This is a genomic window from Pseudomonas monteilii, assembly GCA_001534745.1.
GTDB classification, from domain to species: domain Bacteria; phylum Pseudomonadota; class Gammaproteobacteria; order Pseudomonadales; family Pseudomonadaceae; genus Aquipseudomonas; species Aquipseudomonas alabamensis.
This window is the reverse complement of the sequence record CP013997.1, coordinates 2,460,676-2,474,632: the sequence shown is the minus strand read 5'-3', so window position 1 is coordinate 2,474,632 and position 13,957 is coordinate 2,460,676. Positions and strand designations below refer to the sequence as shown.

The window sequence follows — 13,957 nt, the reverse complement described above, 5'->3', positions numbered from 1 at the left end:
CGAGCGATGCAGCCGTGCGTGCCGCGGCCTGGGGGTACCCCATGAACCTGTCGGCGCCCTTCATCCGTCGCCCGGTGGCGACCTTGCTGCTGAGCCTGGCGATCATGCTGCTCGGCGGCGTCAGCTTCGGCCTGCTGCCGGTGGCACCGCTGCCACAGATCGACTTCCCGGTGATCGTGGTGCAGGCCAACCTGCCCGGTGCCAGCCCCGAGGTCATGGCTTCCAGCGTCGCCACGCCCCTGGAGCGCAAGCTCGGCAGCATTGCCGGGGTCACCACCCTGACCAGCAGCTCCAACCAGGGCTCGACCCGAGTGATCATCGGCTTCGAGCAGGGGCGTGACGTGAACGCTGCGGCCCGCGAGGTGCAGGCGGCGATCAACGCGGCGCGCAACCTGTTGCCCAGCGGCATGCGCAGCATGCCCACCTACAAGAAGATCGACCCGTCCCAGGCGCCGATCATGGTCCTGTCGCTGACCTCCGACGTGCTGCACAAGGGCCAGCTGTACGACCTGGCCGACACCATCCTTTCGCAGAGCCTGGCGCAGGTGTCCGGCGTCGGCGAGGTGCAGATCGGCGGCAGTTCGCTGCCCGCCGTGCGCATCGCCGTCGAGCCGCAGTTGCTCAACCAGTACGGCCTGGCCCTGGACGATGTGCGCACGGCCGTGGCCAATGCCAACCAGCGTCGGCCCATGGGCTTCGTCGAGGACACCCAGCGCAACTGGCAGGTGCGGGCCAACGACCAGCTGGAAAAGGCCAAGGACTACGAACCGCTGGTGATCCGCCAGGAGAACGGCGCGATCCTGCGCCTGAGCGACGTGGCGACGATCACCGATGGCGTCGAGAACCGCTACAACAGCGGCTTCTTCAATGACCAGGCCGCCGTGCTGCTGGTGATCAACCGGCAGACCGGCGCCAACATCATCGAGACCGTGGCGCAGATCAAGGCGCAATTGCCGGCCTTGCAGTCGCTGCTGCCGGCCAGCGTGAAACTGGACGTGGCCATGGACCGCTCGCCGGTGATCCAGGCGACCCTGGCCGAGGCCGAGCACACCCTGGTGATCGCCGTGGGCCTGGTGATCCTGGTGGTCTACCTGTTCCTCGGCAACCTGCGCGCCTCGCTGATCCCCAGCCTGGCGGTGCCGGTGTCGCTGGTCGGGACCTTCGCGGTGATGTACCTGTGCGGCTTCTCGCTCAACAACCTGTCGCTGATGGCGCTGATCCTGGCCACCGGGCTGGTGGTGGATGACGCCATCGTGGTCCTGGAGAACATCTCCCGGCACATCGAGAAGGGCCAGACGCCCCTGCGCGCGGCCTATCTAGGCGCCCAGGAGGTGGGCTTCACCCTGTTGTCGATGAACGTCTCGCTGGTGGCGGTGTTCGTGTCGATCCTGTTCATGGGCGGCATCGTGCGCAGCCTGTTCATGGAGTTCTCGGTGACCCTGGCGGCGGCGATCCTCGTCTCGTTGCTGGTCTCGCTGACCCTCACGCCCATGCTCTGTGCGCGCTGGCTGACGGCGCAGCAGAGTCACCGCCAGACCCGCCTGCAGCGCTGGAGCGAACGGGTCCATGAGCGCATGGTCGCCGGCTACGACCGCAGCCTGGGCTGGGCCTTGCGCCATCGGCGGCTGACCCTGCTCAGCCTGCTGGCGACCATCGTGCTCAACGTCGCGCTCTACGTGGTCGTGCCCAAGACCTTGATGCCGCAGCAGGACACCGGTCAGCTGATCGGCTTTGTGCGCGGCGACAACGGGCTGTCGTTCACGGTCATGCAACCGAAGATGGAAGCCTACCGCCGCGCCTTGCTCAAGGACCCGGCGGTGCAGAGCGTGGCCGGCTTCATCGGCGGCAACAGCGGCACCAACAACGCCTTGGTGCTGGTGCGCCTCAAGCCGATCAAGGAGCGCGCCGACTCGGCCCAGCAGGTGATCGAGCGTCTGCGCAAGACCTTGCCCCAGGTCCCGGGCGGGCGCCTGTTCCTGATGGCCGACCAGGACCTGCAGCTGGGCGGAGGTGGCCGCGACAAGAGCACCTCGCAATACCTCTACACCCTGCAGAGTGGCGATCTGGCCGCCTTGCGCGAATGGTTCCCCAAGGTCACCGCTGCGTTTCGCGCCTTGCCGCAGGTTACTGCCATCGATGCGCGTGACAGCAGCGGCACCCAGCAGGTGACCCTGGTGGTCGACCGCGACCAGGCCAAGCGCCTGGGCATCGACATGGACATGGTCACCACGGTGTTGAACAACGCCTACAGCCAGCGGCAGATCTCGACCATCTACGACAGCCTCAACCAGTACCAGGTGGTGCTGGAGATCAACCCCAGGTACGCCTGGGACCCGACCACCCTGGAGCAGGTGCAGGTGATCACGGCCGACGGCGCACGGGTGCCCCTGTCGTCGTTCGCCCGTTACGAGAACAGCCTGGCCAACGACCGGGTCAGCCACGATGGGCAGTTCGCCTCCGAAGACATCGCCTTCGACGTCGCCGAAGGCTACAGCCCGGACCAGGCGCTGGCGGCGGTGGAGCGCGAGATCGCCAAGCTCGGCCTGCCGGAAACGGTGATCGCCAAGCTGGGCGGCACGGCCGATGCCTTCGCCAAGACGCAGCAGGGCCAGCCGTTGATGATTCTGGGTGCCTTGTTGCTGGTGTACCTGGTGCTGGGCATTCTCTACGAGAGCTACGTGCACCCGTTGACCATTCTCTCGACCCTGCCGTCGGCGGGGGTTGGCGCTTTGTTGGCGTTGTACCTCACCGGCGGGGAGTTCAGCCTGATCTCCATGCTCGGGTTGTTCCTGCTGATTGGCGTGGTGAAGAAGAACGCCATCCTGATGATCGATCTGGCGCTGCAGCTCGAGCGTCATGAAGGCCTGAGCCCGGAACAGTCGATCCGCCAGGCCTGCCTGCAGCGGCTGCGTCCGATCCTGATGACCACCCTGGCGGCCATCCTCGGTGCGCTGCCGCTGCTGCTGAGCAGTGCCGAGGGCGCGGAAATGCGCCAGCCGCTGGGGTTGACCATCATCGGTGGCCTGATCCTGAGCCAGGTGCTGACGCTGTACACCACGCCTGTGGTCTATCTCTACTTCGATCGCCTGCGCCACCGCGTCAATCGCTGGCGGGGCGTGCGTACCGACGCTGCCTTGGAAACGCCGTTATGACTTTCGTCCAGACCCCCGTCCACCGTGCATTGCGCCTGCGGCTGCACAGGCCGAGCCTGCGCCTGCTGGGCCTGGGTGCCGGCCTGGCGCTGCTCAGCGCCTGTACCCTGAGCCCCGACTACCATCGCCCCGAGGTGGCCACCGCCGCCGTGCAGTTCAAGCAGGCCGAAGGCTGGACCCCGGCCAACCCGTCGGACGCCCTGGCGCGGGGCGCCTGGTGGGAACTGTACAACGACCCGCAGCTCAACCAGCTGATCGCCGAACTCAACCGCAACAACCAGACCGTGGCCCAGTACGAGGCCCAGTACCGTCAGGCCCAGGCGTTGGTGCGCAGCAGCCGCGGCGCGCTGTTCCCCAGCCTCGACCTGTCGGCAGGCAAGACCCGCTCGGCCCAGGGCACCGGCAGCAGCAATTCGGGCCTGAGCAACAACAGCAGTGGCATTCGTGACACGTACACGACGCAGCTGGGGGTCAGTTGGGAGCTGGACCTGTGGGGCAAGTTGCGCGATACCCTGGCTTCCAGCCGTGCCAGCGCCGAGGCCAGCGTCGCCGACCTGGCGGCGATTCGCCTGAGCCTGCAGTCGGAACTGACCCAGAACTACCTGCAGCTGCGGGTGATCGACGCGCAGAAGCGCCTGCTCGAATCCACCGTCGCCACCTACGAACGCTCCTTGCGCCTGACCGAGAACCAGTACCGCGCCGGTGTCTCCGGCCCGGATGCCGTTGCCCAGGCACGCACCCAGCTCAAGAGCACCCAGGCCGACCTGATCGACCTGGCCTGGCAGCGCGCGCAGTTCGAGAATGCCATCGCCGTGCTGCTGGGCCGTGCGCCGGCCGATTTTGCCCTGGCCGCACGCGATGACATCCCGGCGCTGCCGAGCATTCCGGTCGGCTTGCCGTCGCAACTGCTCGAGCGTCGCCCGGACATCGCCTCGGCCGAGCGCCAGGTGATGGCGGCCAATGCCAACATCGGCGTGGCCCGGGCCGCCTACTTCCCGGACCTGACGTTGAGCATGAGCGGCGGCTACAGCAGCAGTAGCTTCCGCGACTGGATCAGCCTGCCGAACCGCTTCTGGTCGGTCGGCCCGCAACTGGCCATGACCCTGTTCGATGGCGGGCGCCGCAGCGCCGAGGTGGACCGCACGGTGGCGGTGTATGACCAGACCGTGGCGCAGTATCGCCAGACCGTGCTCGATGGCTTCAGGGAGGTCGAGAACTACCTGGCGCAGTTGCGCGTCTACGCCGACGAGGCGGGGGTGCGCGACGAGGCCCTGGCAGCGGCGCGCCAGTCGCTGCGCCTGACGGAGAACCAGTACAAGGCCGGGCTGATCGGGTATCTGGATGTGGTCAACGTCCAGGCGACGGCGTTGAGCAACGAGCGCAGTGTGCTGAGCGTGCTCGAAGGCCGGTTGGTGGCCAGTGTGCAGTTGATCGCGGCGCTGGGGGGCGGGTGGCAGGAGCGTACGGCATTCGCGCAGGAGCCTTGAGGGGCTGAACGCGCGAGGTGGACTGGGCGTGCGAATGGGCTGATTCTACGGCCCCTGCGGGCCCGATCGCGGCCGGTCCGGCGCCCCGGCAGGGGCCGCTCCCACACCCGTAGCCACACCGCGGTGAGGCAGATCGTCGCGGTTCCCATGTGGGATTCTATGGTTTCTGCCAAATGCTGATCTGGGTTCTGGCGGGCCCGATCGCGGTCGGTCCGGCGCGCCGGCAGGGGCCGCACACAGGGAAGTAGTATTGGGCGGATGTATGCCGACAGGCTCTATGCAGACTGTGTGGGAGCTGGCTTGCCAGCGATAGGGCCTGTGCAGCCTCTGCAAGGTCAATAGGCCGGCGCTCTGCTTGTTGGCGATGTAGCGAGGCTGCCAACGCTATCGCGGGCAAGCCCGCTCCCACAGGTGACCGCGATCGGCCCCACAGGGGCCGTGACATCAGCCCTGCGGTCCTTGCCTGCACACGAAGGCCTCAGCCCCGTCCAACGGTCACTATCACCCCTGACCCTTCGCCAACGCCCCCAACTCCGCATCCACCTTGCGCAACCGCGCCTCGGCCTTGGCCTTGGCGGCAGGATCGTTGGCCCGCTGGTCCATCAGCCGGGTCAGCTTCTCGCTCACCTGGCGCCCTTCGGGTGTCTGGTTCAGCGCCTGGGCCTTGGCCGGGTCGCGGGTCGAGGCCTTGATGATCTCGAATTCGGCGTCGCTGAAGTTCTTCTCGCTGTACAGCTCCAGCAGGTCCTGGCGCTGGTCTTCGACTGTCAGGTTGCGGCGCAGCACCTCTTCGATCGTCGGCAACGGCACGTCGGGGTGCGTACCGGCCAGCAGCTCGGCCATCTTGTCGATGTTGTGCTCGTAGGCATCCTGGATCGGCAACTGCGCCAAAATCTCCTGGTCCCGACTGCTCTGCTGGTCGCAGGCTGCCAGCAGGGCGAGCAGCATCAACAACGACGTCTTCTTCATGATCGGCATGCACAGGCCCTTTGGGCGAGAGAGGAGGGCTCGAGTGTACCTCGGGCACCTGGCCAGCGGCCATGCCATCGTTGCGAGTGCCAGCCGGGTACGGTAGAACCATCCCTCCACCCATGATGTTTCAGGTCCACATGCCCACATCCACCTGTACCCTGCACCGCGTCACGGCCGAAGCCGTCGACGAGGTGCGCGCCTTCGTCGATCAGGCGCGGCGCGAGCTGTTTCCCCAGCTGGCCGATGCACCGCTGCCAGCCGATCTGGCGCAGTTCGAGCGCACGTACGTCACCGGTCCAGGCTGCTTCCTGATCGCGCGTGATCAAGGGCAGTTGGTCGCGGGCATTGGCTATCTGCCCTACGACCACCGCTTCGCCCAGCTCGATTACCAAGGTCGCCGCACCGGGGAGATCGTCCGGCTGTTCGTGTCCCCCCGTTACCGTCGCGGTGGCCTGGCTGCGCGCCTGTTCGAAGCCCTGTGTCAGCAGGCCCGTGACGCTGGGGTCGAATACCTGTACCTGCATACCCACCCGTTTCTGCCCGGTGCCATCGCCTTCTGGGAGCGCCAGGGCTTCGAGATCGTGGACGTCGAGGACGATCCGGTCTGGCACACCACCCACATGAGCCGACCAGCCTGATCGAGCATTCCGCCAGCAGCGATCAGAGCGGCCCGGACAACGGGTATTCCACCGCCAGACGAAGCTGGTCGCTGTCCAGTTCGGCCTGCGCGGTGTTGCCCCGGTGCACGTCGTGCCGCAGCGAGAAGGTGGTGCCCTTGGCCTTGCCGGTCTGGATGACGTAGCGCGCTTCCAGGTCGCGCTCCCAGTGCTTACCCCCCTGGCCATAGCCGAGGTAGGCGTAACCGCCGGTGGGGTCCACATGGCTGCCATCGATGCCCGAACCGCGGACGTACAGCGCCGTCAGGCTCAGGCCCGGCACCCCATAGGCGCTCATGTTCAGGTCGTAGCGCGCCTGCCAGGAGCGCTCGTTGGGCGCGTTGAAGTCCGACAGCTGCACGGCATTGCCGATGAAGATGGCGCCCCGGCTCACGTAGTCGAACGGGGTGTCGCCGTCGACCTGTTGATAGCCGAGGCTGACACTGTGCGGGCCCTGGCTGTAGCGCGAGACCAGGCTCCAGGTGGTGTTGTCGATACGCCCCGACAAGGCCTTGCCCGTGTCGGTGGTGCGGTAGAGGTTCAGGTCCAGGCTCAGGCTGCGCTGGTCGTCCAGCGCATGGGCGATGTTGCCGCCCAGGTACTGCTGGTTCCAGGTGTCCTCGTAGCGCGAGGTGAACAGGCTGGCGCTGAGGTTGGGCCTTGGGCTGTACACGGCGCCGGCCAGGTCGAAGTGATCGCCCTGCGCGGCATTGGAGTAGTTGACCGCGAACCCTTGGTCATGACTGCTGGCGTTGCGGTCGGCATCCTCGGTGAAGTGACCGGCGACCAGCTTGAGTGCCTCGAATTCATTGCTGACCAGGAACAGCCCGGTCGCCGTTTCGGGCAGCAGGCGGCTGTCCGAGGTACTGAACACCGGCGTCTTGACCCGCTGTTCGCCGTACCAGAGCACGCTGTCCGACAGCCGCAGCTTGAGCGCGGCACCGGCACGGCCATAGGTGTCCTTGGGATGACCCTGGTTGTCCAGCCCCAGCAGACGCGCCTTGCCCGCCCGCCCGCCGCCGCTGTCGAGCTTGACCCCGAGGTAGGCATGGGCGTCGACACCTACGCCCACGGTCCCTTGGGTAAAGCCCGACTGCACGGTCCCCATGAGCCCGTAGCCCCATTCTTCGGCCTGGCCATTGCGCGCGGCGCGCGGCTTGTAGGCATTGCGCGCGCCGCTGTTGCGACCGCCGTGGCGGTAGTCGCGCTGATCGAAGACGCTGCGGTTGAGCACGCTCCAGGTGCCGTCTTCGAGAAACCCCTTGGCCTGGGACTGGGCCGTCTCGCCCCACGCCATCGGGCTGAGCGCGAACAGGGGAACCAGCACGACCCAGGAGGCGCGAACACCCTTCATGGCGTCGCCTCCAGGCGCTTGGCCTGAAGTGTCAGGCGTGCCTGGGCGCGTGCCGGTAATTCCGGGGGGGCGATCAAGGGTTGGGCGGATGACGGGCCGACCTCGATCAGCATGACCATACCCATGGCCAGGTGCGGAATGCACTGGATGCCATAGCGCCCCGGCATATCGAAGGTGTAGGTCATCGGCTGGTTGATCGGGCCCTTGAAGGTGGGGGCACCGTCGGGCCAGAGATCGGGCAGGCTGGCGGCGTTGTGCCCGCTCTGGGTCGGCAGGAAGCGCACACTGTCGCCCGGCGCGATGCGCAGGTGATCGGGTTCATAGACCATGGCGCCCTCTGCACCGCGGGTGAGCATGTGGACCTCATGCACTTCGGCCAGCGCGGTGGGCGCGAAGGCCGTGGTCAGCAGGGACAGGGCAAGCGTACGCAGCAACATGAAAGCGTCCAGGTCAGGGGGCGCGAAAGCGCAGGATGCGCGCGCCGTCGAAAGGGTCGGTCAGGTAATGGGCATGCACGCCGAAGGTCGTGAGCAGCCGCTGGGGGGTCAGCACTTCGTGGGGCACGCCCAGGGCCACCAGGCGACCTTTGTCGAGAACGGCCAGCCGGTCGCAGGTCAGGGCCTGGTTGAGGTCATGCAGGGCGATCAGCGTGGTCACCTTCAAGGCCTGGATCTGCTGCAACAGCCCGAGCTGGTGCTGGATGTCCAGGTGGTTGGTCGGCTCGTCGAGCAGCAGCACCTTGGGGCGCTGGGCCAATGCGCGGGCGATGTGCACGCGCTGGCGTTCGCCACCCGACAGGCTGCTCCAGGTGCGCTGGCGCAAGTGCAGGGCATCCACGTCGGCCAGGGCCTGATCGACGATCGCCGTGTCCTCGGCGGTGAAGGGCGTCAGGGCCGACAGCCAGGGCGTACGGCCCAGCGCCACGGCGTCGAAGACATCGACGGCGTCGTGGGTGTCGGCCTGCTGCTCGACCAGCGCCAGGGCCTGGGCGATCTGCCGGCGCGGCTGACGGGCCAGGGGCTGGCCCAGGAGGGACACCTGGCCACTGCTTGGCGCACGCAGGCCGGCCAGCAGCTTGAGCAGGGTCGACTTGCCCGAGCCGTTCGGCCCGACGATGCCCAGCGTCTCGCCAGGCCGCACCGCCAGGTCCACGCCGTACAGCAACTGGGTGTCGCGCACGCGATAGCCGAGGCCCTGGCAGGTCAGCGGGCACGTGTCCAGAGGAGGGTGCATGGCGTTCATCGCTGGCTCCTGCGGCTGACCAGAATCAGGGCGAACACCGGTGCGCCGATCAGCGCCGTGACTACCCCGACCGGGATCACCTGACCCGGGATCAAGGTGCGCGACAGGATGTCGGCGGTGATCAGGAACAGCGCACCGCCCAGGGCACTGGCCGGCAGCAGGCGGCTGTGCCCTGGTCCCAGCAGCAGGCGCAGGGCGTGGGGAATGACCAGCCCAACGAAGCCGATGGCCCCGACGATCGACACCATCACGGCGGTGACCAGCGCGGCGCAGGTGATCAGCAGCAATTGCACGCGACGCACCGGAATGCCCAGGGACGCCGCCGAATCCACGCCGAAGGTGAAGGCGTCCAGCGCGCGGCGGTACCACAGGCAGATCGCCAAGCCGACCAACGCGACCGGCACGGCCAGCCAGACCGAGGGCCAGCGCACGCCACTGAGGTTGCCCAGCAGCCAGAACAGGATGCCCCGGGCCTGTTCGGCGCTGGCCGACTTGGTCACCAGGAACGCCGTCAGCGCGTTGAACAGTTGCGAGCCGGCGATGCCGGCCAGGATCACCTGGGCATTGGCGCCGCTCGGGCCGCTGGCGCGGGCCAGCAGCAGCACCAGGGCGAAGGCGGCCAGGGCACCGATGAACGCGCCCCCCGACAGTGTCAGGGCACCGGCACCCAGACCCAGCAGCGCCACCGCCACCGCGCCGGTCGAGGCACCGGCCGACAGCCCGAGCAGGTAAGGTTCGGCCAGCGGATTGCGCAGCAGCGCCTGGAGAATCACCCCGCAGGTCGCCAGCCCGGCGCCGCAGGCCGCTGCGACCAGGGTGCGGGTCAGGCGGTAGTTCCAGACGATGCCCTGGTCGATCGGGTCGACCACATGCCCGGCCTGCCAGAGCTGGTTGGCCAGCACCTGGTAGACCACGCTGGGCGACAGGCGCGTCTCGCCGATGGCGATACCGGCGAGCAGCGCCAGGGCCAGGGCGGCGAGGGCGAAGGCCACGGCGGGCAACGAGCGCATCATGGCTGGGGCGCTTCACCGCTGGCGAAGGCCTGGGCCAGGATGTCCATGCCGCTGAACAGGCGCAGGCTGGCCTGCATGGCATGGGCGTCGAGGACGATGATGCGGTTGTGCTTGACCGCATCCATGTTGCGGGTCACCGGGTCGTTGCGCAGGAAGTCGAGCTTCTTCTGGTAGTCGTCGGCCGGGAAGCGGCGGCGATCCATGCGTGCGATCACCAGCCAGGTCGGATTGGCCTTGGCCAGGGTTTCCCAGCCGACGGTGGGCCACTCTTCGTCGGACTCGACGACGTTGCGCACCCCCAGGGTGTTGAGCATGAAATCAGGGATACCCTTGCGACCGGCGACATAGGGGTCGATCTCGAGGTCCGCGCTGGAGAACCAGAACAGCGCGCTGGTGCCCGACAGGTCCTTGCCTGCCAGGCGCGCCTGGGCATTGGCCAGCTGCGTCTTGAGCGACTGGTTCAGCGCGTCGCCGCGGTCCTGGACGTCGAAGATCTGCGCCAGCTGGCGGATGCTCTTGTACACCGTGTCGATCTGGAAGGGCTGCAGACGGGTGCCGTCGGCACCGACCCGGTTGTCCTTGCCTTCGCAGTCGGAGGGCATGATGTAGGTAGGAATGTTCAGCTCATGGAACTGCTCGCGGGTGCCGACCACGCCCTGTTCGCCGACCATCCACGCCAGCTGCACGGCCAGCAGCTGCGGACGCTTGCCGATCACCGCCTCGAAGCTGGGGTCGTTGTCCGCCAGCCGCTCGACCTTGGCGTTCTGCGCCTGGTAGGCCGGCAGCACATCGTTGAACCACAATGACGTGCCGACCAGCGTATCGCCCAGCCCCAGGGCATAGAGCATCTCGGTCCCCGATTGGCCGATGGTCACCGCGCGTTGGGGCGCCTGCTGGAAGGTCTGCGACACGCCACAGTTTTCCAGGGTCAGCGGGTAGTGGGTACTGGTGGCCTGGGCCAGACCGGTGACGCCGAGGCCGGCGAGCAGCATGAGGGCGCGGGGTAGCATGGGTGCGATCTCCTATCGAAGGTGCACCAGCAGAATGCACGGACAGGCCTCGCCAGCCCCGCGCCGACGACGCAAGGCTTCACCCCGGGCAGGGTGTCGATGACCAATCCCGGACACCCCGCCGGTTGGTGAATGAGTGGCGCCGGCAGGTCTCCTGACTGATGCGTCATGGCCCGACTCCGCCTTCCCGGGGACATCCCAGTGGCCTATGGAGCGAGCTCGGCACCTACAGTTGCGGGGGCAGTTCCGTTTTCCTGCGCAGCAGGTACGGCATTCCCTGTTAGTTCCGTGGTGGAAACCGGCGGGCGGCATCTTAGACGTAGCGCCCGTCCGACCACAAGTGGCACGCGCCTGGAGCGCTCGTTGCACCACCTTGCAAGGCGCGTCCGGATGTCCAGCAGAACCTGAAAATCAGGGGCGTTTCACTCACAAGGTTTGTGCACAGGGTGTCTTTTCATTCAACCGTCAAAAGTATGCAAAATCTTTCAGTTTTAACGGTTGTTAAAAGCCGAGATCACGAACGCGGAAAATAACGTTGCAGGATTTTTAATGGCGTAAAGTTTAATAAATTCGCTGGCATATTCGTTCTCCCACCGATGCCCTTGCGGCATTCAAGGATACTCATCATTAAGGAGAACGGTTGCGATGCGCGCCTCCATCCATCGGCCCATGAGCTTCACCCTGGGCCTCTGTCTGTCCACGTTCGGCCCCCTGTCCTATGCCCAGGAGCGTGAGCGCGAGCCCGAGGTGGCCCTGCTGGAACTGGGCTCGACCGAGATCTTGGCCGACAGCCTTGGCAGCTTCACCGAAGGCACGGGCTCATATACCACGGGCGAGACCAGCGCCGCGACGCGCCTGAACCTTTCGATCAAGGACACGCCGCAATCGGTGTCGGTGGTGACGCGCCAGCAGCTCGACGATTTCCACCTGGACACGCTGTCCGAAGCCATGGCCCAGGTCGCCGGGGTCACCGTGCAGCGCAACGATTCGGAGCGGCCGACGTACTACGCGCGCGGCTACGCGATCGACAACTTCCAGGTCGATGGCATGCTCAACACCTTCTCGGGGGTGAAGTCCGATTCCGACACCGTGATCTACGACCGGATCGAGGTGGTACGCGGCGCCACTGGGCTGACCACGGGGGCCGGTGATCCGTCGGGCACCATCGCCATGTACCGCAAGCGTCCGACCCATCAGTGGGCGGTCAAGACCGGCCTCAGCGCCGGCAGCTACGACCACTACCGGGGCTACCTGGACATCGGCGGTCCGCTCGCCTGGGACGGGCGGCTGCGTGGGCGCACGGTGCTGGCGTATCGCGACAGCCAGTCGTTCATGGACACCTACGCCAGTCAGCGCGAAGTGGCCTACGGCATCCTCGAGGCCGACCTGACCGACAGCACCACGCTGGCGGTGGGCTACGACTATCAGAACAAACACGTGCAAGGCGCTTCCTGGGGGACGGTGCCCTACTGGATGGCCGACGGCAGCCGGGCGAACCTGCCGCGCTCGACCAACCTGGCTGCGCCGTGGTCCTCCTGGCCGCTGGAAGACCACACGGTCTTCGCCACCCTCGATCAGCGCCTGGGCGAGGACTGGCTGCTCAAGGCCGCCTATACCCGGCGCGACTCCACTGTCGATGGCAAGGTGTACTACGGCGGCAACGGTTACCCGCACGCGGACCGCAGCGGCATGCGGGCCTGGTACAGCCATTTTGCCGGTGACGAGACCATGACCTCGGTCGACCTCAACGTCGCCGGGCCTTATTCGCTGTTCGGCCGGCGGCATGACTTCATGGCCGGTTACGGCACCTCGGAGCGGCGCAACCGCTCGCCGTACTTCATCGGCGCGCCAGTCGCTCCGGGCTATGCCAACATCCCCGACTGGAAGGACATGGGGGCAATTCCCAAGTTTCAGGACATCGACACCGGCCTGGACAACACGCGCAGCGATCTGCAGCAGAAGGCCGGCTACCTGGCGACGCGCCTGAACCTGACCGATCGCCTGCACCTGGTACTGGGCAGCCGTTATGGCAGCTGGAAAACCGACAGTCGCAGCTGGACCTACGCGGATAACCTCAGTGTCGACGGCGTCACGCGCAGCAAGCAGGTACAGAACGACCAGTGGACGCCCTATGCCGGCGTGCTGTTCGACCTGACCGACGCCTACACGGTGTACGCCAGCTATGCCGACATCTTCAAGCCGCAGACGGCCAAGGACGTGTCCGGCCAGTTCCTGGAGCCGATCGTCGGCAAGGTCTACGAACTGGGCGTCAAGGGCAGCCTCTGCGATGGCCGCCTGAACCTGAGTTCGGCGGTGTTCCGCAGCAAGCAGGACAACGTGGCCGAGGTCGACGACTCGGTGCCGCCAGGGCCCAATGGCGAGACCTACTACACCGCCGGGGGCAAGGGCATCGTGGTGCAGGGGTTCGAAGCCGAAGTCGGGGGTGAAGTGCTGCCCGGCTGGCAGATGACGGCAAGCTACGCCTATACCCATGCCCTGACGCCGGAGAAGACACGCCGTACGCCCGAGCAGCCGCTCAATCTGGTGCGCCTGTCGAGCACTTACCAGGTGCTGCCGGCGCTGACCGTGGGCGGCAGCCTGGACTGGCAGAGCGACAAGTACCGCTGGGCCAATCGCCCGACCGGTGTGGTCAATGGCGATCGGCCCGTCACGCAACGGGCGCGGATCGAGCAGGGCGCCTATGCCGTCGTGGGGTTGATGGCCCGCTACAGGTTCGACGAGCACCTGTCGGCATCGGTGAACGTGAAGAACCTGTTCGACCGGCAGTACTACAACAACGTCGGGTTCTACAACGGCGTGTACCACGGAGAGCCGCGCACGCTGATGGTCAGCATGGACTGGACGCTGTAGCGATCAGACACCGCGGACGGTCAGGCCAGGAGGACAGGACGTGCCCGCAACAGTGGTCGTCCTGTTCCCACCGCGCAAGACAGGTTTTGTAATAGTTTCTTGCTGTAGGACTGTGCTGATATATCTATAGGATCGAATTCCCAAATCCACACCAGGTCCCTATGAACGTCTTCCCGGAGCCTCCCAGTCGCGTGCCGTCC

Annotated in this window: 10 protein-coding genes and 1 other annotated feature; of the genes, 4 read left to right on the top strand and 6 right to left on the bottom strand. The window is 66.5% G+C overall.

Annotated elements, in window-relative coordinates; genetic code table 11:
- Positions 1-41 precede the first annotated feature (41 nt).
- Together APT63_10565 and APT63_10560 are read left to right on the top strand one after the other, a co-directional pair.
- Positions 42-3,152 carry an acriflavine resistance protein B gene (locus APT63_10565; GenBank protein ID AMA46032.1) on the top strand — a complete coding sequence of 1,037 codons (3,111 nt, stop codon included), beginning with the start codon at positions 42-44 and terminating at the stop codon, positions 3,150-3,152.
- Complete coding sequence (locus tag APT63_10560) at positions 3,149-4,639, top strand: RND transporter (GenBank protein ID AMA46031.1); 1,491 nt, start codon at positions 3,149-3,151, stop codon at positions 4,637-4,639. Before APT63_10565 ends, APT63_10560 begins: the two co-directional genes overlap by 4 nt.
- A 501-nt stretch (positions 4,640-5,140) precedes the next feature.
- Here APT63_10560 and APT63_10555 read toward each other — a convergent pair.
- Complete coding sequence (locus APT63_10555; protein AMA46030.1) at positions 5,141-5,617, bottom strand: hypothetical protein; 477 nt, start codon at positions 5,615-5,617, stop codon at positions 5,141-5,143.
- Between the two features lie 131 nt (positions 5,618-5,748).
- On the opposite strand from APT63_10555, the gene APT63_10550 reads away from it, so the two are divergent.
- Entirely contained in the window at positions 5,749-6,249 is a 501-nt protein-coding gene (locus tag APT63_10550; GenBank protein AMA47859.1) for an acetyltransferase, read from the top strand.
- 22 nt (positions 6,250-6,271) lie between these two features.
- Here APT63_10550 and APT63_10545 read toward each other — a convergent pair whose 3' ends face one another.
- From APT63_10545 to APT63_10525, 5 genes are read right to left on the bottom strand one after another with little or no spacing between them, the layout of a single operon-like run.
- Positions 6,272-7,621 (bottom strand): porin, encoded by a 1,350-nt coding sequence (locus APT63_10545; protein AMA46029.1) that lies wholly within the window; start codon positions 7,619-7,621, stop codon positions 6,272-6,274.
- Positions 7,618-8,058 (bottom strand): pseudoazurin, encoded by a 441-nt coding sequence (locus APT63_10540; protein AMA46028.1) that lies wholly within the window; start codon positions 8,056-8,058, stop codon positions 7,618-7,620. The genes APT63_10545 and APT63_10540 overlap by 4 nt, the downstream gene beginning before the upstream one ends.
- A 13-nt stretch (positions 8,059-8,071) precedes the next feature.
- Positions 8,072-8,863: a histidinol phosphatase gene (locus tag APT63_10535; protein ID AMA46027.1), complete on the bottom strand. Its 792-nt coding sequence runs from the start codon at positions 8,861-8,863 to the stop codon at positions 8,072-8,074.
- Positions 8,860-9,876: an ABC transporter permease gene (locus tag APT63_10530; protein ID AMA46026.1), complete on the bottom strand. Its 1,017-nt coding sequence runs from the start codon at positions 9,874-9,876 to the stop codon at positions 8,860-8,862. Before APT63_10530 ends, APT63_10535 begins: the two co-directional genes overlap by 4 nt.
- A complete protein-coding gene (locus APT63_10525; GenBank protein AMA46025.1) occupies positions 9,873-10,886 on the bottom strand; it encodes an ABC transporter substrate-binding protein in 1,014 nt (337 codons plus the stop codon). The genes APT63_10530 and APT63_10525 overlap by 4 nt, the downstream gene beginning before the upstream one ends.
- Before the next feature lie 126 nt (positions 10,887-11,012).
- Positions 11,013-11,204: a binding site (cobalamin riboswitch), on the bottom strand.
- 327 nt (positions 11,205-11,531) lie between these two features.
- Here APT63_10525 and APT63_10520 point away from each other — a divergent pair.
- On the top strand, positions 11,532-13,757 hold the full coding sequence (locus tag APT63_10520) for a TonB-dependent receptor (protein AMA46024.1): 2,226 nt from the start codon (positions 11,532-11,534) through the stop codon (positions 13,755-13,757).
- The last annotated feature ends 200 nt before the right edge of the window (positions 13,758-13,957 follow it).